Annotated in this window: 22 protein-coding genes, 1 pseudogene and 1 riboswitch; of the genes and pseudogenes, 12 read left to right on the top strand and 11 right to left on the bottom strand. The window is 40.3% G+C overall.

Annotation, left to right across the window (positions count from 1 at the left end; all coding sequences use genetic code 11):
- Positions 1-351: 351 nt before the first annotated feature.
- On the bottom strand, positions 352-1,515 hold the full coding sequence (locus BQ5321_RS03155; RefSeq protein ID WP_071393176.1) for a pyridoxal phosphate-dependent aminotransferase: 1,164 nt from the start codon (positions 1,513-1,515) through the stop codon (positions 352-354).
- Between the two features lie 144 nt (positions 1,516-1,659).
- Here BQ5321_RS03155 and BQ5321_RS03150 point away from each other — a divergent pair, with 144 nt between their 5' ends.
- From BQ5321_RS03150 to BQ5321_RS03130, 5 genes are all read left to right on the top strand, one after another.
- A complete protein-coding gene (locus tag BQ5321_RS03150; RefSeq protein ID WP_071393175.1) occupies positions 1,660-2,439 on the top strand; it encodes a carbon-nitrogen family hydrolase in 780 nt (259 codons plus the stop codon).
- 185 nt (positions 2,440-2,624) lie between these two features.
- Positions 2,625-2,729: riboswitch (SAM riboswitch) on the top strand.
- A 148-nt stretch (positions 2,730-2,877) separates the two neighbouring features.
- Entirely contained in the window at positions 2,878-3,891 is a 1,014-nt protein-coding gene (locus tag BQ5321_RS03145) for a methionine ABC transporter ATP-binding protein (protein ID WP_071393174.1), read from the top strand.
- On the top strand, positions 3,881-4,552 hold the full coding sequence (locus tag BQ5321_RS03140) for a methionine ABC transporter permease (protein ID WP_071393173.1): 672 nt from the start codon (positions 3,881-3,883) through the stop codon (positions 4,550-4,552). Before BQ5321_RS03145 ends, BQ5321_RS03140 begins: the two co-directional genes overlap by 11 nt.
- A gap of 39 nt (positions 4,553-4,591) precedes the next feature.
- Positions 4,592-5,431 carry a MetQ/NlpA family ABC transporter substrate-binding protein gene (locus tag BQ5321_RS03135; RefSeq protein WP_071393172.1) on the top strand — a complete coding sequence of 280 codons (840 nt, stop codon included), beginning with the start codon at positions 4,592-4,594 and terminating at the stop codon, positions 5,429-5,431.
- Positions 5,432-5,471: 40 nt separating this feature from the next.
- Positions 5,472-6,566: an iron-containing alcohol dehydrogenase family protein gene (locus BQ5321_RS03130; protein WP_071393171.1), complete on the top strand. Its 1,095-nt coding sequence runs from the start codon at positions 5,472-5,474 to the stop codon at positions 6,564-6,566.
- A 408-nt stretch (positions 6,567-6,974) separates the two neighbouring features.
- Here the strand turns inward: BQ5321_RS03130 and BQ5321_RS03125 are convergent, their stop codons facing one another.
- Together BQ5321_RS03125 and BQ5321_RS03120 are read right to left on the bottom strand one after the other, a co-directional pair.
- Positions 6,975-8,381: an IS110 family RNA-guided transposase gene (locus BQ5321_RS03125; protein ID WP_071393170.1), complete on the bottom strand. Its 1,407-nt coding sequence runs from the start codon at positions 8,379-8,381 to the stop codon at positions 6,975-6,977.
- A 186-nt stretch (positions 8,382-8,567) separates the two neighbouring features.
- Complete coding sequence (locus tag BQ5321_RS03120; RefSeq protein WP_071392718.1) at positions 8,568-9,350, bottom strand: dioxygenase family protein; 783 nt, start codon at positions 9,348-9,350, stop codon at positions 8,568-8,570.
- A gap of 309 nt (positions 9,351-9,659) precedes the next feature.
- On the opposite strand from BQ5321_RS03120, the pseudogene BQ5321_RS03115 reads away from it, so the two are divergent.
- Positions 9,660-11,219, top strand: a pseudogene (locus BQ5321_RS03115) (IS1182 family transposase); the annotation flags it as partial.
- Between the two features lie 115 nt (positions 11,220-11,334).
- Here the strand turns inward: BQ5321_RS03115 and BQ5321_RS03110 are convergent.
- Positions 11,335-11,985 (bottom strand): alpha/beta hydrolase, encoded by a 651-nt coding sequence (locus BQ5321_RS03110; RefSeq protein ID WP_071393169.1) that lies wholly within the window; start codon positions 11,983-11,985, stop codon positions 11,335-11,337.
- Positions 11,986-12,156: 171 nt separating this feature from the next.
- On the opposite strand from BQ5321_RS03110, the gene BQ5321_RS03105 reads away from it, so the two are divergent.
- Positions 12,157-12,438, top strand: a complete 282-nt coding sequence (locus BQ5321_RS03105; RefSeq protein ID WP_071393168.1) for an alpha/beta fold hydrolase — start codon at positions 12,157-12,159, stop codon at positions 12,436-12,438.
- A gap of 9 nt (positions 12,439-12,447) precedes the next feature.
- Positions 12,448-12,894, top strand: a complete 447-nt coding sequence (locus tag BQ5321_RS03100) for an alpha/beta fold hydrolase (RefSeq protein WP_071393167.1) — start codon at positions 12,448-12,450, stop codon at positions 12,892-12,894.
- Between the two features lie 630 nt (positions 12,895-13,524).
- On the opposite strand, the gene phaC is transcribed toward BQ5321_RS03100, so the two are convergent.
- The 3 genes from phaC to BQ5321_RS03085 form a co-directional block, all read right to left on the bottom strand.
- Positions 13,525-14,571, bottom strand: coding sequence for a class III poly(R)-hydroxyalkanoic acid synthase subunit PhaC (gene phaC / locus BQ5321_RS03095; protein ID WP_071393166.1), 1,047 nt, complete (start codon positions 14,569-14,571; stop codon positions 13,525-13,527).
- A gap of 116 nt (positions 14,572-14,687) precedes the next feature.
- A complete protein-coding gene (phbB, locus tag BQ5321_RS03090) occupies positions 14,688-15,434 on the bottom strand; it encodes an acetoacetyl-CoA reductase (protein WP_071393165.1) in 747 nt (248 codons plus the stop codon).
- 84 nt (positions 15,435-15,518) lie between these two features.
- On the bottom strand, positions 15,519-15,986 hold the full coding sequence (locus tag BQ5321_RS03085; protein ID WP_071393164.1) for a hypothetical protein: 468 nt from the start codon (positions 15,984-15,986) through the stop codon (positions 15,519-15,521).
- A gap of 546 nt (positions 15,987-16,532) precedes the next feature.
- On the opposite strand from BQ5321_RS03085, the gene phaQ reads away from it, so the two are divergent.
- From phaQ to fabG, 3 genes are all read left to right on the top strand, one after another.
- Complete coding sequence (gene phaQ, locus BQ5321_RS03080; RefSeq protein ID WP_071393163.1) at positions 16,533-16,955, top strand: poly-beta-hydroxybutyrate-responsive repressor; 423 nt, start codon at positions 16,533-16,535, stop codon at positions 16,953-16,955.
- Positions 16,956-17,036: 81 nt separating this feature from the next.
- The gene (locus BQ5321_RS03075) at positions 17,037-17,567 is read left to right on the top strand and encodes a hypothetical protein (protein ID WP_071393162.1); all 531 of its coding nucleotides are present in this window, start codon (positions 17,037-17,039) and stop codon (positions 17,565-17,567) included.
- Positions 17,568-17,873: 306 nt separating this feature from the next.
- Positions 17,874-18,608, top strand: coding sequence for a 3-oxoacyl-ACP reductase FabG (gene fabG, locus BQ5321_RS03070; RefSeq protein WP_071396753.1), 735 nt, complete (start codon positions 17,874-17,876; stop codon positions 18,606-18,608).
- 202 nt (positions 18,609-18,810) lie between these two features.
- Here the strand turns inward: fabG and BQ5321_RS03065 are convergent, their stop codons facing one another.
- Positions 18,811-19,995 (bottom strand): acetyl-CoA C-acetyltransferase, encoded by a 1,185-nt coding sequence (locus BQ5321_RS03065; RefSeq protein ID WP_071393161.1) that lies wholly within the window; start codon positions 19,993-19,995, stop codon positions 18,811-18,813.
- A gap of 621 nt (positions 19,996-20,616) precedes the next feature.
- Between BQ5321_RS03065 and BQ5321_RS03060 the strand changes: the two genes are divergently transcribed.
- Positions 20,617-22,005, top strand: a complete 1,389-nt coding sequence (locus BQ5321_RS03060; RefSeq protein ID WP_390622178.1) for a CapA family protein — start codon at positions 20,617-20,619, stop codon at positions 22,003-22,005.
- Positions 22,006-22,063: 58 nt separating this feature from the next.
- On the opposite strand, the gene BQ5321_RS03055 is transcribed toward BQ5321_RS03060, so the two are convergent.
- From BQ5321_RS03055 to BQ5321_RS03045, 3 genes are all read right to left on the bottom strand, one after another.
- A complete protein-coding gene (locus BQ5321_RS03055) occupies positions 22,064-22,774 on the bottom strand; it encodes a Crp/Fnr family transcriptional regulator (protein ID WP_071393159.1) in 711 nt (236 codons plus the stop codon).
- A gap of 213 nt (positions 22,775-22,987) precedes the next feature.
- Positions 22,988-23,152 carry a rubredoxin gene (gene rd, locus BQ5321_RS03050; RefSeq protein WP_071393158.1) on the bottom strand — a complete coding sequence of 55 codons (165 nt, stop codon included), beginning with the start codon at positions 23,150-23,152 and terminating at the stop codon, positions 22,988-22,990.
- Positions 23,153-23,167: 15 nt separating this feature from the next.
- Entirely contained in the window at positions 23,168-24,394 is a 1,227-nt protein-coding gene (locus BQ5321_RS03045) for an NAD(P)/FAD-dependent oxidoreductase (protein ID WP_071393157.1), read from the bottom strand.
- Positions 24,395-24,431: the final 37 nt, after the last annotated feature.

Genomic DNA, 24,431 nt, shown 5'->3' with positions numbered 1-24,431 from the left:
AAATTTGTATACATGTTGATTTATAGGGATGCTTACAGGTTTGTAAACTTGCAAACAGTATTGTATACATGTAAACATTTTCCGTAAACAATTGTATACATTTCGTATACATGTGTACAAAATCATATACTTGTATGCAAATTTGCATATTTAACTTTTTACAGATTTTTTTCATTGATGAATTACCTGTGCTCCATCTGTAAGACCCTAGACATCCATGTAAGTATTTGTAAAAAAAGGCAGATTTATAGCAAAAACAAAAAGGGCCTGCTGCTCATTCCTTAAGAAAAGCAATAGACCCCATCACTACATCCCCCACGTGTAGAAGTAGAAGACTTCTGCTGAATGACCTTAAAAAAGATTCAGCTTCTCTATTCTGCTTACCGCTTCCTCTAAACGGTCCTCCTCTAGTAATAACCCTACCCTAATATAGCCTTCGCCATATTTCCCAAAACCATTGCCAGCGGCCACAGCTACATCTGCCTTGTCCAATAATAGGTTGGCAAACTCTTCACTTGTATAACCATTAGGAACAGGTAGCCAGACAAAGAAGGACCCTCCTTGCAGCTTTACATCCCAGCCAATTTTTTGACAGGCAGCCACAAACGTATCCCTTCGTTTTTCATAACGCTCCACAAGCTCCGCAACACATTGCTGATCCTCTGTCAGTGCAGCAACTGCCGCCATTTGAACAGCTGGAAACAGACTGCAATACAAATGATCCTGAATCAAATTAATTGCTTCAATAATCTCAGCATTTCCAACCGCAAAGCCAACACGCCAGCCTGCCATATTATAGGTTTTCGATAGCGTGTACATTTCAATCCCGACATCCTTCGCACCCTCTGCCTCAAGAAAGCTAACAGGTCTATTTCCATCATAACCGATTGCACCATAGGCAAAATCATGTAATACCGTAATATCATTTTCCTTAGCAAACCTGACAGTCTCTTCAAAAAAAGAAATATCAGCGGTAGCACCGGTTGGATTATTAGGATAATTTAAATACATTAACCGTGCTGCTTCCTTTTGCGCCTCGGTGAGCATAGAATAATCCGGTAAAAACTGATTTTTCTCAAGCAGCGGCAAGGTATCATACTGTACATTCCCAAGCACAACACCTGATAAATAGTCAGGGTAACCCGGATCTGGGAGCAGCATCAATTCATCCTCATTTAGGAGGCACATTGGTAATTCGACAAGCCCTGTCTTCGTTCCGAAGAGAATCGCTACCTCTGTTTCTGGATTCAATTCAACACCGTATTGTTTATAATAAAAATCACAGGCGGCCTCTTTTAATTGGGGCAAACCGCGAAACAAAGAGTATTTATGTGTCTGGGGATCCTCGGCTGCCTGCTGCAAAGCCTTAACAATATGAGGAGGTGTCGGCTGGTCTGGGTTACCCTGTCCCAGGTTAATAATATCCCTCCCCTCCCCAATCGCTTTGTTCACTTTATTTACAAGTGTTGAGAAAAATTGCACTGGTAACCTTTTTAATCGATCAGAATAATTCATGAGACATCCCCTCTTTTTATGAAAATAGCAGTAGCTGATTAGAAAAATCTATTATTTATCATACAGAATAGTGAATAAAATAGTTTGCGATTTTACGTAAGATTCTATAATCTTTATAGTAACTTGTCTAGCGGTGGTGATGAAATGAAAATAGCAGTAGTGCAAATGGATATCGAATATGGGCAGCCAGAAAAGAATTATCCAAAGGTTGATGAAGCGATTAGAAAGGCTGCAAAAAACCAGGCAGATGTAGTAGTACTGCCAGAAATGTGGAACACCGGCTATGCCCTAAAGCAGCTTGACATACTAGCAGATCCTAATGGTGAACGGACAAAAACTCTTTTCTCAAATCTGGCAAAGGAATATAGAGTAAATATTGTAGGTGGGTCGGTTTCAACAAAAAGACAGGGTAAATTCTATAATACGATGTATATTGCGGACCGAGACGGACAGATCATTTCGGAATATGACAAAGCCCACCTATTTAAACTAATGGATGAACATGTCTATTTGGATGCCGGTCAAACAATGAATACCTTTGAGTTAGACGGTACGACATGTGGTGGTGTCATTTGCTATGACCTCCGTTTTCCTGAATGGATTCGTGCCCATGTCTTGAATGGTGCTAACATAATGTTTATTCCAGCTGAATGGCCGACACCAAGGATCGACCATTGGCAGTTATTGTTACAGGCTCGTGCGATTGAAAACCAATGCTATGTTGTCGCCGTAAACCGCGTTGGGTCAGACCCGAACAATGCCTTTAACGGTCATTCGATGGTTATTGCTCCATGGGGGGAAATTCTAATTGGCGGTCATACAGAAGAGGCCATCTACTATGCAGAGATCGATTTACAAGAGGTGGAAAAAGTCCGTCGCACCATCCCAATTTTCCAGGACAGACGAACAGACTTATATAATTGACTCTGTTAAAGTTATGCAGGTTGATAGAAGTGGAGGACTTCTGTACCTGTCGCAAGCTTTCGGTACAAAAAGCAATTGCTGAATGAAGTTAAACATCCACTTTTATTATTTTCTTAAAAAAGTGAATTTAATATATTGACAGATGATTATAATATTAGTACTATACTAATCATAACTAAATACCTAACTTATCCAGAGTGACCGAGGGACAAGGCCCTATGACGTCCGGCAACCCCCACATGGGAAGGTGCCAAATCCTGCAGAATGACTTTCATTCTGAAAGATAAGTCGAAATGATAGACCGAGTTTCGATGCTTCTTTCAATTGAAAGAAGCATTTTTTAGTAGAAAGGGATTTTCTAATAACGAGGAGCTAGTTCACTTATAAAACCACCTAAATAAATTGGTTTAATAGACTTTTGAAAAAGGAGGGGATTCTATGATTAATATTCAAAATCTTTCAAAGACTTATCAAACGAAAAGCGGCCCTGTCAAAGGTGTAGATAACGTGTCCCTTTTCATAAAAAAAGGCGAAATCTATGGGATTGTCGGTTATTCTGGAGCCGGAAAAAGCTCGTTGCTTCGCTGCATTAATCTACTAGAGCGACCGTCGTCAGGCATCATTAGTGTGAATGGAATTGACCTGACTAAGCTAAATAGCGATAGCTTACGTAAGCAGCGTTTAAGGATCGGCATGATTTTCCAGCATTTTCACTTAATCAGTCAAAAAACCGTCTCTGAAAATATTGCATTTTCCTTAAAGGCAGCCAAAACACCAGCAAATCAAATCAATGGACGTGTTGAAGAGCTGCTTGAAATGGTTGGACTTGCTGACAAAAAGGATGTCTATCCGTCACAGCTCAGTGGCGGTCAAAAGCAGCGTGTCGGCATTGCAAGGGCACTGGCGAATAACCCATCCGTCCTATTATGTGATGAAGCAACCTCTGCGTTGGACCCAACGACAACAAGGTCCATCCTTGAGCTATTAAAGAAGATTAATCGAGAATTAAATATTACGATTGTCTTAATTACTCACGAGATGAACGTGGTAAAGGAAATCTGTCACCGGGTGGCCATTATGCAAAAGGGAAGGGTTATCGAAGAAGGTCCTGTGTATGATATTTTCTCTAACCCACAGACAGACCTGGCAAAGGAATTTATTAAAAGTGTAGTTTCCTTTGAGATTCCAGAAGCTATTTTACAAAAGTGTAAAGGCATCATTGTAAAAGTCACCTTCAAAGGCGATGTTGCCGGTGACAGTGTGATTTCGGATACACTGCAGCGGTTTAATGTGAATGGCAATTTTCTTCACGGCTCAATTGAGTATATCGGTGAAGCACCGCTTGGGATCTTTGTCATGGAGCTGAATGGTCAAAAAGAAGAAATCAATCAGGCGCTTCATTTTATTGAAAAACGAACCGCACAGGTGGAGGTGATTCAGAATGGCATTTGACTTCAACCATTTAATCGAACTCATTCCTGATATTAACACTGCATTTTTCCAGACCATTTATATGATTGGCATTTCCTTAATCATTGCGATTGTCATCGGTCTTCCGATTGGAGTTCTGCTTTATGTAACAGATAAAGAGCTATTCTGGGAAAACCGACTCGTGCAAAGTGTTCTTGGCTTTATTGTGAATATGGTACGCTCCATCCCCTTTATCATCCTGCTGGTCGCGTTAATTCCATTGACGAAATCATTAGTCGGAACAACGATAGGACCAACAGCAGCAAGTGTTTCGCTTTCCGTTGCGGCGATTCCGTTCTTTGCCCGCATCGTTGAAACAGCCCTACGAGAAATCGATAAAGGGGTGATTGAGGCAGCCATTGCGGCTGGTGCTACTCCATGGATGATCATCAAGGATGTTCTCCTCTTAGAGGCTAAATCGGGCATTATTTCTGGTATTACACTAACTCTAATTAGTTTAATTGGATTCTCAGCGATGGCCGGTACGGTCGGCGGCGGTGGAATTGGTGATTTAGCCATTCGCTTCGGCTATTACCGCTACGACAACACGATAATGATTGCCACTGTCGTCATCTTAATCGTACTCGTTCAGCTCATCCAGCTGCTTGGAGACTTTATCTCCAAAGCCGTTGATAAACGATAATACAATAAAAAATTAAATAACAGAAAGAAGGAATCACACATGAAAAAATGGCTTATTAGTTTTATCTTACTACTTGCAGCAGTCGTCCTCGCAGCCTGCGGCGGCAATGAAGAAAAGAGTGAAACGCAAGAAGCATCGACAACAGAATCAAAGGAAATCAAATTTGGTGCAACAGCAGGACCCTATAGTGACATGGTTACAAAAATCATCAAGCCAGGCTTAGAGGAAAAAGGCTACACAGTAAAGCTAGTGGAGTTCAGTGACTACATTCAGCCGAATAATGCCTTAGATACAGGCGATATCGATGCTAACCTATTCCAGCATTCTATTTATCTCGAAACCTTTGCTAAGGAAAACAAGATGGATTTAACAGGCTTAATTTCCGTACCAACAGCACCAATGGGTATTTATTCAAACAGCTTTAAGTCATTAGACGACATTCAAGATGGAGCAACCGTTGCGATTCCGAACGATCCAACCAATGCAGCCCGTGCCTTCAATACACTTCAGGATGCAGGCTTAATTACCGTAAGCAAAGACGCAGACCCACTGACAGTATCTGAAAAGGATATTGATGACAACAAGAAAAACCTTACCTTCCAGCCAATTGAAGCAGGCCAGCTGCCTCGTGCGGTGGAAAGCGCCGATTTATCAGCAGTACCAGGTAACTTCGCATTAGCTGCCGGCATGAACCTGCTTGATGCCCTTCAGCTTGAAAATATGGACGATAAATATCGTAATGTCGTTGCCGTAACAACAGCTAACAAGGATACACAGCTAGCACAGGATATTAAAGCCGTCGTTGAATCTGAAGCCTTCGAAAAAGCCATTGATGAAGACTTTCAAGGCTTTGGAAAACCAACGTGGATGGCAAAATAATGGATTACGGTGCCTGGCACCTTTTAAAAAGGAGAATCGAATGATGGAAACGATCTATGTACATGGAGCACCTGGTGAATATGTACTCCAAAAAGGGATTTTGGATCAATTAGAGGCTAAATTACTGGAGCGCGGACTTCAGAAGATCCTCATTGTTCATGGGCAAAAGTCATGGAAGGCAGCAAGCCCGTTCTGGCCTGCACTGGATACAGTTGAGAGCACCGAATATATTTACAATGGCGAGAACTCACTTACGGAAATTGCGACAGTTTCAAGGCTGACGGTTGAGGGCGGCTTCGATGCCATAATTGGTGTTGGCGGCGGTAAGGTTCTCGACCTTACGAAATCAGCTGGACACCTAACACATAAGCCGGTCGTGTTAATCCCGACCCTGACCTCCAACTGCTCACCATGGACACCGGTAAGCGTTATTTATGATGATTCAGGTAGATTCCTGCGATTTGACATCTATCCTGTCAGTGCCTCCCTCGTGCTTGTAGAGCCGCGGATTCTTCTCCAGGGACCTGTTGATATGCTTATTGCGGGAATTGCTGATACTCTTGCGAAATGGTATGAAGCAGATGTCCAATTGGCTGCAATTGAAGATAAATCAGTTCCATTAGAAATATGCTATTTTACTGCAAAGCAATGTAAGGACCTATTGTTAAAGCATTCTAAGAGCGCTGTCAGTGCAGCTAGGACTGGCATTCTTAACGAGGATTTTATCAAGGTCGCCGAGGCAATTATCATGCTTGGCGGAATGGTAGGCGGCTTTGGAGATCGTTATGGTCGTGTTGCCGGTGCCCACGCTGTCCATAACGGGCTGACGGTGTTGGAGGAAACCCATCATGCCCTGCATGGTGAAAAGATCGCCTATGGAATTCTCATTCAACTGATTTTGGAAGACAAATGGGATGAGCTCGCAAGTATTCTGCGATTCTACCGAGAGCTGGCATTGCCTGTATCCTTAGAAGACTTAGGTGTCCAAGAGGTTACTGAGGAAAAAATCATTGCAGTGGCTGAGAAAACCGTCGTACCCGAAGAATCTATTCATGTCCTACCAGGTGAAATGACCGCAGCTATCGTTAGTGAAGCAATACGGAATTTAGAAAAATATATAAAAGCGCATGCGTAAATCAACGGTGCCAGCGTATAATGGTAAATTAGTCAAGCGTGAAATTTATCAAAAAAAGGCCGACCTAAAGTAAAACTAGGGTTTCCAATTTTTGGAACTAGTTCAACTATCACAGAGTTTTTATATAGAGCTCCTCTAGAACGTGAAAGGATCTTGCGTTTTCATCTTGCAGAGGATACAGCCTAGTGAATATAAACTTAGTTTTCACGTATTATTCGTACTTGCAGGACAAGATCCATAAGGCTGGCACACGAGGTCTATGCCTCAGGCACGAGGTACAATGTGATCTAACGTCCTAGAGGAGCTCCATTTAAATAAAATCAAATCTAATTAAGAGTCTACTTTACTTACATAAATTAATATTGTAATAGGCACAAAAGGGTAGAATTTTTGAAATAAACACATAGTCTAGGCAATCTGGGAACTTGTTGAGATGACAAACCTTTCATAGAATTGTTTAACATTGGCCTTGTACAGTTTCTTTCGTAATTGTTTGTATAAAACGTAGTCAGGTTGGTCTGTACGATATAATGTTTGGTGTTTGATCATTGAAAAAGCTAGACGAATCATTCGGTTTCCTAGAGCGATATACGCCTGACCTGGAAGTTTTCCACGATCTCTTAATGCCGCATACTTCTGTTTCATTTCAGGGTTGTTCATAGACAGGGATTTTCCCACTTGATATGTTATATTTCGAAAGGTTCGCCTTCCTTGCTTAGATATCGCATGATAAGAGGGCTTTTTCCCTCCCGATTGCTTAACGATAGGATTCGTTCCTGCCATTTTAATTAGCTGCCCTGCATGGTCGAAATCAGAAATATCCCCCATCTCGGCATATAGTTCTGCTCCAGTGACAACTCCAATTCCGGGAACACTAAGGATGACGGCTCCGTCCGTTTGAACAAATAAATCTTCAATTTTTCTTTCTAATAATTTAATCTGCGTATCCAACATATCTAGTCGATCTAGACTTTGAATAAGTAAAAATTGTTCGACTTCTAATTGTTCTTTCGCTTGAGAAATGGAATGTTTTGCGTAATCAAGCAGACAATCAATGGTTTGTTCGCGCAACTTAAGATTTACTTGTTTTGAAAGGGCTCGTAATCCCTTTTTTCCAAGGGTAAGGATGTCACTTGGATGGAGACAATGACGCATAAAATAGAGTGAAGACTTTCCCCAGAAATCCGAAAAAATTTGTACATGTTTACGCTTTCCATTTATCCATACACTTTTCCCTTGAAACTCACGAAATATATGGTCCACATACACACGAATAAGATTTTTTGTAGCCGTTTGTTCTTGGACTAACTCACGACGGGCACGAGTCAATTTTTGTAGTCTGTGAACATCTCCACTAGGGAGCTCATTAGATGTCCCCCGCCCATGAATAATCGACTGAAGTATAGCCATCAAATCTAAGTTATCTGTCTTTGACCAGTTTAGAAGAGCTTCTCGTTCCCTAGCTGTGGTCGCTGCATTCAAGATACGGACATGAAAAGCTTCGGAATAACACTTTCTTACTAGAGCCTCATAATAATGCCCTGTCGTTTCAACCCCTACAACTACCTTCATATCGTTGTGAACAATCGCTGTTTGGATTTGTTTTTTTAGTACCTCAAAACCAGTTAAGGAAGCATCAAACTCAAATGGTTTTACTATTATGTCGCCATAAAATGTAGAGATCATGGCCTTATGTGTATATTTCGCTGCATCTACTGCCACCAGTAATAAATTCTCTGTACCTGTTTCCCTAATAAATTGTGCCCATCGACTTCCGTTTTTGCCCTGAATATGATTGAATAAGTTATAAGCCATCATTTTCATCTCCTTGTGGTAGGGAATTGTAGTTGGAAGTTCTGTGATAGGTACTTCCATTTTACAATGAAAACGGTGGCCTTTTTTTATTTACTTATAACTATTTACTATACTAGGCACCACCAATTATTCTCGACTTTCCATTTGTGGTGCCTGACACCGTTTATCTTCTGTTTATCTAACTTATCAGCCAAACTGCCACACGCTGTGGCTGAGGTTTCCATACCGGAAGCTACGGTGTAGAAGCTTGGCCCTCTTCGAAGCATCCGCCGCTCCCATCGCATAAAGCAATGGAACAAAATGCTCCTTTCCATACGGTGGAACAGCAAAGCTAGCATGCGGAGCTAACGTTTCATAGTTAAACAGCTCAGCAGTTTCCCAGCTGGTCAGCTTCTGTTCAATCCACTCATCAAATTCTGCTGCCCAGGCTTCAGTCCCCTTGCCGTCCATTTCCCAATTTACCGCTCGAAGGTTATGAACCGTCCCCCCGCTGCCAATCATCAATATATCCTGTTCTCGTAAAGCTGACAGGGCCCTGCCAATTTCATAATGCTGCTCAGGCTTTAGCCGCTGGTTCACAGACATAGAAATAACTGGTATATCAGCATGGGGATAAAGCATTCTTAGCACGACCCATGCACCATGGTCTAAGCCCCGCATTGTGTCTACCTCAAAGGGAATACGCTGCTGAGCAAATAGTGCTTTTATTTCCTCGGTAATCTTTTGATCTCCCTTTGCCGGATATTGAATCCTGTATAACGCCTCAGGGAAGCCGCCAAAATCATAAATCGTATCAAACTCTTCTACATCACTTACCTTTTGCACTACGCTCTCCCAGTGGGCAGAAAAGAGGACAACAGCCTTTGGCTTTGGCCATGCTTTTCCCAGCTCACGCAAAAACTGTGTATACTCATTCTCCTCAATCGCTAGCAGCGGTGCTCCATGGGCAATAAAAAGGGAAGGCATCATTTCGTATTCCTCCTTTTAGGCTGCGGACTTTCTCAAATCATCCTGAGAAAGTAATCCTAATTCCTATTCAGTATCCTTGCACCATTTATTATAACCAAGAATGAGTATGAACCACCTTTAGATGCTTATGGTTGGATTTTTTACTCAAGAAAAAGAGGCTGGGACAAAACCCTCCTCTGAAATGAAAAAACCGGTGAAATTTTACGACAAGTAAAATTTCACCGGTTTTAAATATTTTTACATTAAATAAGGACCACTTCTGATAAAATTAAGTTACCACACCAAATAAAATCAGAAAGAAGGGTCCTTATGTTTAAAGATTATAACATGAATCAACTAGTTTTGCCTCTAGATTTAGCAGTTAGATTACAAGAAAATGATATCGCCTTTTCTATCCACCATTTAGTTGAAAGTATTCCTCACGAAGCTTTCGATTCCTTCGTCCGTTATACTGGTTGTCCATCCTATCACCCACGCATGATGCTTAAAATTATTTTATGTGGTTATACGCAATCCGCCTTTTCAGGTCGTAAAATTGAAGACTTGACGAAAGACAGTATCCGTATGATGTGGTTGGCACAAGGCTACGAGCCAAGTTACCGTACGATTAATCGTTTCCGAGTTGATCCTAATATGAAAGAGCTAATTCGCCAATGTTTTGTCCAGTTCCGTTGTCAATTGGTCCAAGAAAAGCTCATTGATCAAGAGGCTATTTTTATTGATGGTACGAAAATTGAAGCGAATGCCAATAAATTCACGTTCACTTGGAAGAAAGCTGTGGAGAAGCATCACAATAATCTCGTTGAAAAATCAAATCAACTGTACAACGAGCTACTTGAAAAACAAATCATTCCAGAAATAAAACGTGAAGATGAGGAGCAGCTGTCGATTGAAGAGCTCACACAAATCGCTAAAAAGTTAGAAGAGGTTGTCGAGGACTATTCACAAAAAATTGACCGCTCCGATGATGTCGCTATGCGTAAACAATTACGTAGTGAACGAAAAACACCCAAGCAAATCGTGAAACAAGTATATGACTGGATTACACGTAAGCAGAAGTACGAAAAGGATTTTGAGATTTTTGGCACACGTAACAGCTATTCAAAAACAGACAAAGATGCGACGTTTATGCGAATGAAAGACGATTATATGAAAAACGGACAACTAAAACCCGGCTATAATGTACAAATCGCAACCGAAAGGCAATACACATTAGCGTACGGTGTTTTCGCTAACCCAACCGATACGAAAACATTAACGCCCTTCCTTGATCAAATAGAAGAACAGTACTTTGAATTACCAGAACATATTGTGGCGGATGCCGGTTACGGCAGTGAACAGAATTATGAAGATATTTTATCGAAACGTAATAGAACGCCATTGATTACATACAATCACTACTTAAATGAGCAGAAAAGAAAGTTCAAAAAGGATCCGTTCAAAACAAGTAACTGGGCTTATGAAGAAGCGAGTGATACCTACACGTGTCCCAATGAGAAACAACTGACGTTTCAATACCATTCAACACGTACAGATAAAACAGGATTCCAGCGTCAATTTAAGGTTTATGAATGCGAAGAGTGTACAGATTGTCCGTTGCGATCATTATGTACAAAAGCGAGAGAAGGTACGAATCGTAGGCTCATGGTAAATGAGAAATGGGAACAACAAAAAGAATATGTACGAAATAAGCTTTCAGAAGAAGAAACCGGTTCAATTTATCGTCAACGTAAAATTGATGTAGAACCAGTGTTCGGGTTCCTGAAGGCTAATTTAGGTTTCACACGATTTTCAGTTCGTGGAAAACCGAAGGTTGAGAATGAAATCGGTCTCGCATTGATGGCCGTGAATTTAAGAAAATATGCGGCAAGGGGGTAACCCCTCAGTCGCATAAACCAAGAATAAAATGAAAAAGGTGAAATCGACTGCGCGATTTCACCTTTTTCATTTATAGAAGCTAGTTATGTCCCAGCCTCCACATCTCTTATCCTTTACCCTTCAGATCGTTCATCAGCCAATTGGTCAAATCCTCTTGATTCTTCGCGGAAACGGTATGTCCCTCTTGATAGGAATGAAACGATACGGAAGCCTTCATTTCGTTGAAATATTCCTGTGCAGCAACACCCCACTGATAGGGCAATACTGGATCCTTTTCGCCATGGGAAATAAAGACTGATTGCCCGTCAACCGGCTTAATATCATATTCCTCCAGAACAAACTGCGGAATATAGCCGCTAAGCGCGACAATCCCCCTTATTTTATGTCCTAATGTTAACGCAAGCGTCATGGACATAACCGCTCCTTGACTGAAACCCAGGAGGTACAAGTGGCTCCTGTCTACTGGATACTCCTTCACAGCATAATCGATAAAGCTCGTTATTCGTTCAACGCCTTCATCAAAGCCGTCCCGGTCCGGCTGTCCGTACACTTTAAAGGTAAAAAATGAGTAGCCTGGCGGCTGTGGAATATGACCTCTAATGCTAAAAATAAAGAATTCCTTTTCTAATCCCTCAACAACATCAAAAATATTCTGTTCATTACTACCCTTACCATGAATTAAAAACAGGGCTGGATATTTTTTATTAGGTATAATTCGTTTCGGTTTTCTTAGTTCATAAATCATAGGTGCATTCATTCACTATCATCCCTTCACTAACCTATATCTTACTTATCTTCAAGATAGCAAATCTACCATATAAATATCTATGAAAAAGGAAAAAGAAGGTTTTTTTAATAGATTATAACGTTTAAATAGTGTATTTACTGTCCATACTGCTTCTAACAAACAAGCAAGGAGCATTCCAGCATGTTAGCATATCATGATATTGGCAGTGGTATACCGCTAGTCCTAATCCACGGTCTTGGCAGCAGAAAAGAAGCCTGGAAACCACAATATGAGCTGGCTGCAAGATATCGACTAATTATTCCCGATTTACGGGGACATGGTGAAACAAGCTTTAATGACAGCTTTACGATGCAAAACTTCGCAAAGGATATTCGGAACCTAATCGAATACCTGCGAATCCCAGACGCCTTTATATGCGGCTTATCGCTAGGAGGAATGGTTGCTCAGGAGCTGTATAAGTAGCAGCCTGACATGGTTAGAGGATTGATACTTTCCAACACGACATCCTATATCCCGTCATTACTGGCCTTCCACGGCATTCGAGCCGCCTCTTTTCACTTAAAAATGGGAAGGCGTGAAAGACTAGTAGAGCAAATTGTGAAGTCATCCTTATATGACCACTCCTATCAGGAGGAGGCAAAGAATTCCTTTCTTATTCGTGATACCTATCTACAATCAGCTTGGGCTCCAGTTGGAATCAATTATTTCCCGCTACTACCAACAATCAAGAAACCTGTATTGTTAATTGGAGGTACACAGGACCGTATAACGCCTGTTGGCAATCTATTTCTTATGAAACCTTATTTTAGAAACGTACGTATAGCTCTCTTACGTAAAACAGGACATTTAAGCAATATTGAAAGAAAAGAGTATTTTAACCAGTATGTCGGGAGATTTATTGCTCAGTGTGTGTCATAGATTCTTAAAAGCACGGCATGATGATGGGTAAAGGACAACTTGCTCATGTTTTTCGTGCATTTTGTCCTTTAAGACCTCTATTATAGACAGTCAACTCTCGGATTCCATAGCTTTTGTCCTTTAGAAGCCTTGTAAAAGACTCTTCACCCTCTGATTTCACACATTTTGTCCTTTAGAAGCCTTGTAAAAGACACTCCACCCTCTGATTTCACCTCTTTTGTCCTTTAGAAGCCTTATAAAAGACACTTCACCCTCTGATTTCACCTCTTTTGTCCTTTAGAAGCCTTATAAAAGACACTCCACCCTCTGATTTCACCTCTTTTGTCCTTTAGAAGCCTTATAAGAGACACTCCACCCTCTGATTTCACCCCTTTTGTCCTTTAGAAGCCTTATAAAAGACACTTCACCCTCTGATTTCACCTCTTTTGTCCTTTAGAAGCCTTGTAAAAGACACTCTATCCGCAAACTTCACCCCTTTTGTCCTTTAGAAGCCTTATAAAGGACTCCCCACACGCAAACTTCACCCCTTTTGTCCTTTAGCCCACCCTCATATCCTTTTATCCCCTTGCACCACATAAAAAAGCGCCCCAGGAATATGGGACACTTTTTCAAAGAAGGCTATTATTCTACTTAGTTTGAACGCTCTGCTAACCAATCTCCAATGGTTGGGTAAGTAATTTTGTTTGCTTTACTTCCGAACGTAATGGAGGTATGACCAACTGGAAGGTTCTTATATTCCTTATCCTTACTAGAGATAGCATCCATTAAAGCTTCAACCATATGCGGCTGAGCGATAAGGTCGCTTTGTCCAGCTAGGTTAAGGACGTTACACTTAATATTTTCCAGGCTTACCTTACGTCCACGAATTACCATTTCACCTTTGATCAGCTTATTCTGTTGGTAGAAATCTCTGATCCATTGGCGATAGGCTTCGCCAGGGAAAGGAATTCCGTCATTCAGCCATTTTTGTAAAAGCTTAAAGCTCTTGATGAACTTCTCATTTTCGGCACGATCAACAAGGCTTACATATGGACCATAGAAGTTTGTCATCGGCTTAATCAGCTTATTACCAAAGTCGATCATTTCCGGAGGAATCACACCAAGTGTTTCAACCACTTTATCGATATCAAAATAACGCTCATCAAGCATGGCACCGTAAAGACCAGTATCTTCAAAGTCAAATGGGCTTGTCATGAAAACGATATTTTTCACTGGTAATTCTGGATGAAGGGACGCAAACATAGATGTAATGGTACCGCCCATGCAATAACCAAGCATCGATACATCATCAGCACCTGAAGTACGTAACACTTTACGAACTGCACGTGGGATATAATCCATAACGTAATCATCAAGCTTCATATTGCGATCCTCGTAGCCTGGTGTACCCCAATCTAGAAGGTAGACATCAAAGCCGCGATTTACTAGATATTCGATTAGGCTTCCACCCTTAGTTAAGTCTAAAATATAAGGCTTATTAATAAGTGCATATACCATTAGTAGTGGAGTTTTATGTTTTTTTGGTACATCCGATATATAACGATATAACTTCGCTTTGTTTTTTGTCCAAATTACTTCTTTTGGTGTTGGACCTACTTCAGGTTCAGCCTCTTTTGTTAAAACTTGAGTTGCCCTCTTAACACGTGTGTACATTTGTTGATATTCCTCAGGCAGCATATCAGAAAACTCTTTCCACTCTTCTCTAATTAGAACGCTAATGGTGATCCACTCCTTACTTGCATAGTTAATTCATTTGTAAAAATTGAACGAGCGTTCATGCAAATTGCATGAACTTACATGTAAATTCCGCCGTTGATGTTTAGTTCTTGACCAGTGATATAGGCGCCATCTTTACATAAGAACACAACTCCGCGAGCGATTTCTGAAGGCGCACCTAAACGTTGTTGAGGGATTTTAGCAACTAGCTTATCAAGAACCTTTTCAGGGATTGCTTGAACCATTTCAGTTCCGATATATCCTGGGCAAATTGCGTTAACTGTTAGATTAGTTCTAGCTGTTTCGAGCGCTAAAGACTTAGTGAAACCAAGTAATCCAGCTTTTGCAGCAGAATAGTTTGTTTGTCCGAATCCGCCGAATTGACCGATGATAGAAGAGATATTGATGACGCGGCCAGCTTCTGCTTCAGTAAGATGTGGTAAGGCAACAGACGTTGTATTGAACACGCTGTTCAAGTTTACATCGATTACTTTTCTCCAATCTTCTTCAGTCATTTTCTTGAAAGTAGTATCGCGAGTGATACCAGCGTTGTTAACTAGGATGTCTAGCTTACCGAATTTTTCAACTGCAGCTTGTACAAGCTTTGCCGCATCTTCACTTTTTGATACGTCTGCTTGAACAGCAATTGCTTCTACGCCTAATTCTTTAATTTGAGCAACCATTTTGTCAGCTGCTTCGCTGTTGCTGTTATAGTTAATAACGATGTTTGCGCCTTCTTTAGCTAATTCTAATGCGATTGAAGATCCAATTCCTCTGCTTCCGCCTGTTACGATTGCTACTTTGTTTGTAAGTTCTACTGTCATTTTTGTACACTCCATCTCTTAGTTTGATTTATTTTATATCCATTAGTTGGATTAGATTTTAATCTGATATAACTGCTAGTTGAATTAGTTTTTAGCTTGTGATTTTACTGCTTGTGCTTTAGCTGGTGCAGCCTTTTCAGGTGCGCTCGCAGCCGGTGCTTCCTTTGTTTCCTTTAACAAGTCAAGGATTTGATTTAACTTAGAATCTAGATTCTTCATATCTTTTTTCAGATTAGCCACTTCGCGTTGCAGCTCCGGCTGACCTGCTTGCTCTTTCGTGTCTTCTAATAATTCTTCTAAGCTATCAACCTTTGCATCAACGTTTACAACTAATGATGATAGGTTAGCAATATCCGTACGTGTCGGAACATTCACTTGCTCTAAATAACTCTCTGTTGTTTCGTTTAAGAATTTTTTAAAAAGAAGATTCATCTCAAGGATTTGTCCGATCCCTTGGGATGGAAAGTCTTCTTTTACTTTTTCGTCAACATAGCTGCTGGATTGATCGTAAAGGTCTTTCCATATTTCAAACAGATTGTAATCTCTTGACATCTTTTCGCCTCCATAGTTGTTTTTTTTTTATTTACAATTCATAGCCATATTTATCATACTAATTTTCGTAAAATAAAAAAACCCTAATTATTTAAAATTATCTAAATATTTTAATTGTTTTTTCGACATGATTCTACTCATATGACAATACGAAAACCATAGCAAAATCCTATCAAAACATTGACAGAGTTTATTAACCACTTGCTTGGAAACGCTTTACCCTAGAGCAAACTAGGTGGATAAAATTTGTTGATATTTGACGTTTCATTGGATTAACAATATGAAAAAACTGTGACAAACAGGACCTTTTTGACTTTTCTTGCGGGTAAGAGAGGAGAAAAGCTGAATAATACCCATTTGCTAGCCTTAAAAGCAGCTTCTTACCTAATAGATTTGTTTAAAAAACCTATCTCAATATATATAAGAAAAACACTCATAAAATGCATGCTTTTTTAAATTATCTAAAAATTTTTAAAAAGATGATTGACTTTAAAAGCATATAGGTGTAAATTACACATAAGGACTTTAACACAGGAGTGATACATTGTGACAACAAATAAGAATGAGCCGCCAAAAGACGATAAGATATTCACATCAATGCCAAAAAACTTAATGGTTCCTGCCCTTTTGTTAAGTCTCCGAAATATTAATTTGCATGGCTATAGACTCATTCAAGAGTTGACGCGCTTTGGCTTTTCTTCTATAGATCATGGGAATGTATATCGTACATTAAGACAGTTAGAAAAAGATAATATGATTAAGTCTGAATGGGATACATCAACTGGAGGCCCAGCAAAACGCATTTATTCAATTACAGAAGCAGGAGAAGCCTATTTAAAAACCTGCTCAGATGCACTAGAACAATATCAATCCATTATTAACCGCTTTTTCTCCATGTACATGGATATGTTCATGCCAGGATCTTTATCGTCATATAAAGATAAGGACAAAGATGACAAGGACAAGTAACACTTTGCCTTTCAGTCAAACTAATGATTCTGCAGTAATACTGCAATCATAATAAATTACATTTATTCAGGAGGTTTTACAATGGCACAAGCAACAGCTACTAAAGCAGCTCAAGAAGCAGCTACTCATATTGGTGATTCACTATTCAACAGTTGGACAAACGGGTTAGACTTGGTTTACAATTCCCGCAAAGAAATCGAAAATCTTTTCCTTCAAGCATTAGAAACTCAAAAAGAAACTTACTCTAAGCTTTCTGATGACCTTTCTAAAATTGAAGCAGAGCAAAAGAAATTCATTGATGAAGTTCGCGAGCAAATCAAATTAAACATCCAACGTGTATTTGGACCAACTGCTGGTAAAGCATACGAGCAATTCAATGCACAATTTGATGAAGTAGCAAGCCGCGTTCAAGAATTATCAGTAGCTCCTTACAAAGAAGGTTTAAACCTTTTAGTTCAATCTCAAGAGCAATTCCAACAAACAATCGTTAACGGAATTGAACAACAACAAAAGCTTCGTCAAGATCTTACTGAGCAAGTAAAAGCTTCTCAAAAAATCTTTAACGATATCGTTGAAGCCAATTCAAAATTAGCCCTTGGTTTATTTAAATAAGGACAGCGGATTTTCGCTGTTCTTTTTTTTCGAAAAAAAGAATAATATAAAATGGCTAATGAAAATTTCACCTATTGCCAAGTTGCATTGTATTGAATCTAGTGAGTATTATTTCTATCTTCATAGACCGAATTCCTCCTGCTGCAGGGCTTTCAATCATCACTGAAGGCATAAAATGGACGTGAATTGGTCTGTGAAGATTACATTGATTCAGCTGACCATCAGTCGCTAACCGCTTCTGATGGAGGATTCACCTTACTGTCTGCTGTTGATTCTGGACACATTAGCAAAAAAGAGGTGGTAGTTTTGAAATTAACTGAAAAGGTTGCTTTAATTACTGGTGGAGCTCAAGGTATTGGGAAAGAAACAGCTAAAAGATTTCTTCAAGAAGGTGCCAAAGTCGTTATCTGTGATTACGACGAGAAGGCAGGCCTCGCTACCCTTGAAGAGTTCGGTAATGAAAACGCAGACTTTTTTAAAGTTGATGTGACCGATAGTGCTCAGATTGCAAAAGTCGTTCAGGCAGCAGTTAATAAACATGGCAGAATTGATATACTCGTGAACAATGCAGGAATTACCGTTGATGGATTTTTAACCAAAATGGACGAAGCAGCCTGGGAAAAGGTCATTGCTGTTAACCTATCCGGTGTCTATAAATGTACGAAGGCGGTTGCTTCCGTTATGCTTCAGCAGGGCTCAGGTGTCATCCTAAATGCCTCTTCTGTCGTCGGACTTTATGGGAATATTGGTCAAACCAATTATGCAGCAACAAAGGCTGGCGTCATCGGGTTAACAAAAAGCTGGGCAAAGGAATTTGGTCCAAAGGGAATTCGCGTGAATGCGGTAGCACCAGGCTTCATTGAAACTGGTATGACAGCTGCCGTACCACAAAAGGTCTTAGATTTCATGAAGGATAAGACACCGCTAAAGAAACTCGGAAAACCGGAAGATATTGCGAATGCTTACCTATACTTAGCATCAGATGATGCCAATTATGTAAACGGAACCATCCTCAGTGTTGATGGTGGGTTAGTTATATAGTTGGTTGGTTGGTGGTTAGTTGGTTAGTTGGTTAGGGGTTAGTTGGTTAGGGGTTAGTTGGTTAGGGAAGATCAGCAGTTCCCAACTACCAACTACTAACTACTAATTACTAACTACTACCCACTACCTTTACTTATTTGTCTGATAAAAAAGCGAGGACTCCCTATGTTGAGCCTCGCTTTTTCTATGTTGTCAGGAATAATTATGCCTTTTCTACGATTGTAGCTACACCTTGTCCGCCACCGATACATAATGTTGCTAAACCAGTCTTAGCATCTCTCTTCTGCATTTCGTGAATTAAAGATACTAGGATTCTCGCACCACTTGCACCGATAGGGTGTCCAAGCGCAATCGCGCCGCCGTTTACGTTTAATTTTTCTTTATTGAATTGAAGCTCACGGTCTACAGCGATAGATTGTGCTGCAAATGCTTCGTTCGCTTCTACTAAATCGATATCCTCTAATGAAACAGAAGCTTTCTCTAACGCCTTTTTCACTGCAGGAACAGGTCCGATACCCATGATGCTTGGATCCACACCAGCACTTGCATTCGCTTTTACTGTTACTAATGGCTTTACGCCTAACTCTTCAGCTTTTTTACGGCTCATTACAACAAATGCTGCAGCACCGTCATTGATACCTGAAGCATTACCAGCTGTTACAGAACCATCTTTCTTGAATGCAGGACGAAGCTTTCCTAAGCTTTCTGCAGTTGTGTTAAAGCGTGGGAATTCATCTTGGCTGAATACTGTTACTTGGCCTTTACGTCCTGGAATTTCTACAGGGATGATTTCATCTGCAAAACGGTTCGCTTCGATTGCAGCTTGTGCTTTTTGTTGGCTCCATGCAGAGAATTCATCTTGTTCTTCACGAGAAATTTCATATTTAGCAGCTAAGTTTTCAGCTGTAACACCCATGTGGTAATCATTCATTGCGCACCATAATCCGTCTTGGATCATAGAATCTTGAATTTTTTGATCTCCCATTTTAAATCCATTACGAGCGCCTTTTAATACATAAGAAGCAGCACTCATATTTTCCATACCGCCCGCAACTACGATTTCAGCGTCGCCTGCTAGAATAGCTTGTGTTGCCATATGAACAGATTGTAGACCAGATCCACAAACTTTGTTGATTGTAATAGCAGATGCTTCTTGTGGAACGCCCGCAGCTAATGCCGCTTGTCTTGCAGGGTTTTGTCCAAGACCTGCTTGTAATACGTTACCCATGATTACGTCATCTACCTGATCAGCGCTTACGCCTGCTTTTTCTAATGCGCCTTTTATTACGATTGCTCCAAGCTGAGTTGCAGCAACATTTGTTAAGCTTCCTAGGAAACTACCGATTGGTGTTCTTACAGCACTTACAATAACGACTTCGTTTGACAATTGAATTTCCTCCCATGCGTTCGTTTTATATTCTGAATATTCGACGTTGTTATAATACTACAAAATTACGACGCTTGAGTGACAAATTATTCGACAAATTCTGATTAATAAATTATTTCAGAAACTTTACAAACCCTATCTGACAAACACTTTTTAGTTAATTGGGGGCGGAAATAACCTTATTAAATTCTATGAAATACCGTGTAAACTATTGTATTATCAGCGAAGAATACTATTTACTTTAATATATTTAAAGTAATTATTAGATTATAGATATATTAATAAATGATTGAGAAAGCTACGTTGAATTTCATAAAATTTCGGCGAAAATTGTTGAAAAGTTTTTTTAAACCGATAAAGCTTTCATACAATAAATCTATTATTTTTACAAAAAGGTCGATTAATCTAAGTTTTTGGGTCGTTAAACAGGAGTGTTGATTTTCGTTTCAGGCACTTCGCTTTTTTAGTAAAAAAAAAAACTAATGCCGCTGTCTAAAAAGACTTGTATACTTTTCTTAGAAACTAGTATTTGACATTTTTCTGGTTATTTGAGAGGAGTTAATAATGAAGAGACTAGGCTTTATATCTATTATATTTATATCATTTATCATTGCAGGCTGTATGCCAAACAAGGCAGCTATCACAGAGCCTGTCAAAGTAGACAAGGATGCAGAAAAAATCAGCCTCACTAAGGAAGCGGTTGAAGAGCTGTCCTCACAGTCTCTGCAGATTCTTCAAAACCTCGCCACATCCGGAGGTGCTAAGGAGGAGCAGCAAAAGGTCAACAAACTCATGAATAAGCTGGACCAATACAAATATGAGAATAACGGATTCAGTCATTATGTAAAGAGCTTAAAGAGCTGCTTACAGGCCCTTATGGACTATAGCACGGGAAAGGCCGAGCAAAAAGAGCTAGGTAAAGTGTACCCCGATTATGTAGCAGCAGTTGACAGACTGATGCAGGAGGACACCACAATTGAATTAAGCGAGCCTACACAATATGATTGGTTCTATGCAGCGGCTGCAGCTTATGAGCAAGGGAGAAAAAAGGACAGCGAAATTACCCTGACGTTTGTCGGTGATAATTCCTTTGGGACCTATCCCGAGACGCCTGAGCACTTGAAATTTGATCATGTATTCAAGGAAAATAATGGTGATAACCAATATGTCTTCAAAAACAGCCTGCCATGGTTTAACTCAGACGACTATACAATTATCAACGCAGAAAGTGCCTTTACCAATGAGATAAAGGCTGAAAATAAAATGTGGCGGATAAAAAGTGACCCAGCCCATGTTGCTTTTTTACCTGCGAGCGGCATAGAGGCTGCTAATCTAGCAAACAATCATACGAAGGATTACTTTGAAGTTGGTTATGAGGATACGCTTGAGGCGTTTGCCGAGAATAAAGTAGCCATATTTAATGACGGAATGCCGCTTACGACTAAAATCGGCAAGATTGAAACCATTTTTCTTGGCTATGACTGCCGAATGAGTCAGCAGAGCCCTGAATATTTAGCCCGGATTGTCGAGGAAGTAAAGCAACATAAGCGGAAGGATAATTTAGTGATTGTGAATATGCACTGGGGCGTTGAATACCGTGAAACACCCGTCTACTATCAAACACAGTTTGGCAGAAGTATTCTTGATGCCGGTGCAGATATCATTATGGGCGGACATCCGCATCGCCTCGAAAGTATCGAGAATTATAACGGAAAATACATTATTTACAGCATGGGTGATTATGCCTTCGGTGCAGACCCAACCCTGCTTTCTAGGCAAACAGCGATGTTTCGAGTGCGGTTTGCTAAAGAAAACGATACTGTTGTCATGAAAGGCTTAACCATTGTCCCAACACTGGAAAATTCCGATGGCAGCACGACTGAAAATAACTACCAGCCCCTGCCTGTATTCGGAAAGGAAGCAGCCGATATTGTTGAAGAACTAAGCAGTATTAGCTCTCCGATTGAAAATGGTGTAACGGAATATGATTATTTTGATCCTTTTCTTTAACAGAGTTAATACATGAAAAAGAGCAGTCTCCGAGGACTGCTCTTTTTCATGTAATCATCTATTCTAAATAAGCTTTTAATTTCAGCTGGTCTTTTACAAAAATTTGCTTTGTACCTGAGATGGTAATTAATCCGAGGTCTTCAAATTTACTAAATTTCCGGCTAATCGTTTCTCTTGTAACCCCTACATAGCTGGCGATTTCTTCTCTCGTTATCGGTAAGTGAATCAAGGTACCCTGATTCATCTTCGTTCCAAACTTTTGGCAAAACTCGAGAATCATACTGACAATTCGAACCTCTGGATCCTTCGTCGCTAGGTTTTGCGCCAGATTCTCCGTGTGGGCTAATCGCTTTGTGATGGCCTTTAAAAGCTTTAGTGAGATTTCTGGGTTTTCCAGCATAATTAAATCCATATCCGCCTTCGTAAGCTGGCAGATTTCCGTATCCTCAATTGCAAAGACACTGAAGTTATTGACCTCATCATCGTTAAAAAGATTCAGCTCACCAAAGAAGTCGCCTGTTGTCATAAGGTAGAGAATCTGCTCTTTTCCATCAACAGTATACTTGGATAATTTGACCTTTCCCTCATGGATAATATATAAGGTATCGGACTTTTCCCCTTCCTGAATCAGCATTTGTCCCTTTTGATAGTGGACATGCCGAATCAGCTTTGCTATCTTGACAAACTCATCATGGGACAACGAGCTGAAAATCGGAACCTTTTTTGTGCAGGGCTCATTCTCTATATGATTGCAAACATGTTCATTCATTTCGCATCCCCCTTGTTATAGAAGTTGGGCCATTTTTTCTAAAATCATAACAATATCGCAGTAAAAATGTACATATTATGAATATAGCATAGTGTTTTCTTACAAATTGTGTTTTAAATCACCTTACGAGTCTTAGTTTTCGTGCCTATGACGAAAATTAAATCAAATAAGAAAGTGCCGAAATACGACTTAGTTTCTCGGCACTCTTTGTTTCTATTCTTCTACTTCTGCAAAGTGGCTCTTATCATCGCCGCAAACAGGACAAACCCAATCCTCTGGCAGGTCCTCAAATGCTGTTCCTGGAGCTATATCTTCATCAGGGTCTCCGATTGCAGGATCATAAATATAACCACATGGAATACAAATATACTTTTTCATAATCAATCTCCTTATTTATGCCGACAGCTTTTGTCTCTTTTTCAATTGGCTCATTAATTCACTCACGGTAACCTGACCAAGCTCAATCCCCGCCAATGACACTTCATTTTCAATTGCTGCCTTATACGGCAATGAAGCAACTACACCTTCAAGGGAAATAGCCCCAACCATTTTTTCATCCTTAATAAACACTCTTGTATAATTTCCTGCTTCATCTTCCTCGATAATGGTTGTATCACATTGGTTTTCATCGACAAGACCAATGGAAAATAATGCGAAATCAAAGGCGTTGAATACGGTAAGCGGGATACTCCTTTGATACGTAAGGGAGGAGGCAGCAGCCATATTCTTTCCTGCTACCTTGCCTTGGTCCATAGCTGGATTCCAAAGGGCAGCTACTTCACCGTTCCACTCTGCCACATCACCGGCAGCGTAGACATCTGCAACAGTTGTCTGCATCCGGTCATTAACGATGATACCGCGGTTAACAGCGATGTCTGTATTTTTCACTAGCTCTACATTCGGAATTACTCCGATTGCGTAAATAACACTGTCGCATGCCAGCTCTTGGTGGTTCACAACGATTCCTGCTACGTCTGCTTCACCATTGATTTTTTCGATAGAAGAGTTTACAAGCACCTGAACACCGGCCGCTTCTATTTTCATTTTCAGCAGCTCAGATGTCTTTTCATCAAGCTGTCTTGCCATTAGACGTGGGGCTGCTTCAATGATGGACACCTGCTTGCCCTGCTTATGAATCGACCAGGCTGTTTCCAAGCCTTGTATTCCGCCGCCAATATTGACCACATGCTGCTTATCCTCAATAAAGGCTTTGAAATCATCCGCTTCCTGCATTTCCCGAATGGTAAAGACACCTTTTTTTTCAGCACCATCAATCGTTAGCTTTCTGTTTTGCGAGCCCGTACAAATGAGGAGCTTATCATAGCTGTAAATCTCGCCGCTTTCCGTTACAATCTCATGCATATCTGTGTTAAGAGCCGTAATTTTTGAGTCGATATGGACGAGTATATTTTGATCCTGATACCATTTTTCCTTTTTAATCAAAACCTTTTCAGCGTGTAAATCGGAATACAAATCCTTTGATAGCTTAATTCGATTATAGGGTAATGACTTTTCAGCACCAAAGACATGGATATTCGCTTCTTTATCATGATCACGGATGGCCTTCGCTGCATTCACTGCAGCGACACCCGATCCGATAATACAATAGTTTTTATTCATTTTTTTCACCAGCTTCTCTCAGATTTCTGCTTCCTGA

The sequence above is a fragment of the Bacillus tuaregi genome, assembly GCF_900104575.1.
Lineage (GTDB): Bacteria > Bacillota > Bacilli > Bacillales > Cytobacillaceae > Bacillus_BD > Bacillus_BD tuaregi.
The sequence above is the reverse complement of the archived record's forward strand: the minus strand, read 5'-3'. Positions and strand labels throughout refer to the sequence as shown.

Excerpts from the sequence above, each read along its gene's own strand:
- BQ5321_RS03155 (WP_071393176.1), bottom strand. The coding sequence starts at position 1,515 with ATGAATTATTCTGATCGATTAAAAAGGTTACCAGTGCAATTTTTCTCA.
- BQ5321_RS03150 (WP_071393175.1), top strand. The coding sequence starts at position 1,660 with ATGAAAATAGCAGTAGTGCAAATGGATATCGAATATGGGCAGCCAGAA.
- BQ5321_RS03145 (WP_071393174.1), top strand. The coding sequence starts at position 2,878 with ATGATTAATATTCAAAATCTTTCAAAGACTTATCAAACGAAAAGCGGC.
- BQ5321_RS03140 (WP_071393173.1), top strand. The coding sequence starts at position 3,881 with ATGGCATTTGACTTCAACCATTTAATCGAACTCATTCCTGATATTAAC.
- BQ5321_RS03135 (WP_071393172.1), top strand. The coding sequence starts at position 4,592 with ATGAAAAAATGGCTTATTAGTTTTATCTTACTACTTGCAGCAGTCGTC.
- BQ5321_RS03130 (WP_071393171.1), top strand. The coding sequence starts at position 5,472 with ATGATGGAAACGATCTATGTACATGGAGCACCTGGTGAATATGTACTC.
- BQ5321_RS03125 (WP_071393170.1), bottom strand. The coding sequence starts at position 8,381 with ATGGCTTATAACTTATTCAATCATATTCAGGGCAAAAACGGAAGTCGA.
- BQ5321_RS03120 (WP_071392718.1), bottom strand. The coding sequence starts at position 9,350 with ATGATGCCTTCCCTTTTTATTGCCCATGGAGCACCGCTGCTAGCGATT.
- BQ5321_RS03110 (WP_071393169.1), bottom strand. The coding sequence starts at position 11,985 with ATGAATGCACCTATGATTTATGAACTAAGAAAACCGAAACGAATTATA.
- BQ5321_RS03105 (WP_071393168.1), top strand. The coding sequence starts at position 12,157 with ATGTTAGCATATCATGATATTGGCAGTGGTATACCGCTAGTCCTAATC.
- BQ5321_RS03100 (WP_071393167.1), top strand. The coding sequence starts at position 12,448 with ATGGTTAGAGGATTGATACTTTCCAACACGACATCCTATATCCCGTCA.
- phaC (WP_071393166.1), bottom strand. The coding sequence starts at position 14,571 with ATGCTGCCTGAGGAATATCAACAAATGTACACACGTGTTAAGAGGGCA.
- phbB (WP_071393165.1), bottom strand. The coding sequence starts at position 15,434 with ATGACAGTAGAACTTACAAACAAAGTAGCAATCGTAACAGGCGGAAGC.
- BQ5321_RS03085 (WP_071393164.1), bottom strand. The coding sequence starts at position 15,986 with ATGTCAAGAGATTACAATCTGTTTGAAATATGGAAAGACCTTTACGAT.
- BQ5321_RS03075 (WP_071393162.1), top strand. The coding sequence starts at position 17,037 with ATGGCACAAGCAACAGCTACTAAAGCAGCTCAAGAAGCAGCTACTCAT.
- BQ5321_RS03060 (WP_390622178.1), top strand. The coding sequence starts at position 20,617 with ATGCCAAACAAGGCAGCTATCACAGAGCCTGTCAAAGTAGACAAGGAT.
- BQ5321_RS03055 (WP_071393159.1), bottom strand. The coding sequence starts at position 22,774 with ATGAATGAACATGTTTGCAATCATATAGAGAATGAGCCCTGCACAAAA.
- rd (WP_071393158.1), bottom strand. The coding sequence starts at position 23,152 with ATGAAAAAGTATATTTGTATTCCATGTGGTTATATTTATGATCCTGCA.
- BQ5321_RS03045 (WP_071393157.1), bottom strand. The coding sequence starts at position 24,394 with ATGAATAAAAACTATTGTATTATCGGATCGGGTGTCGCTGCAGTGAAT.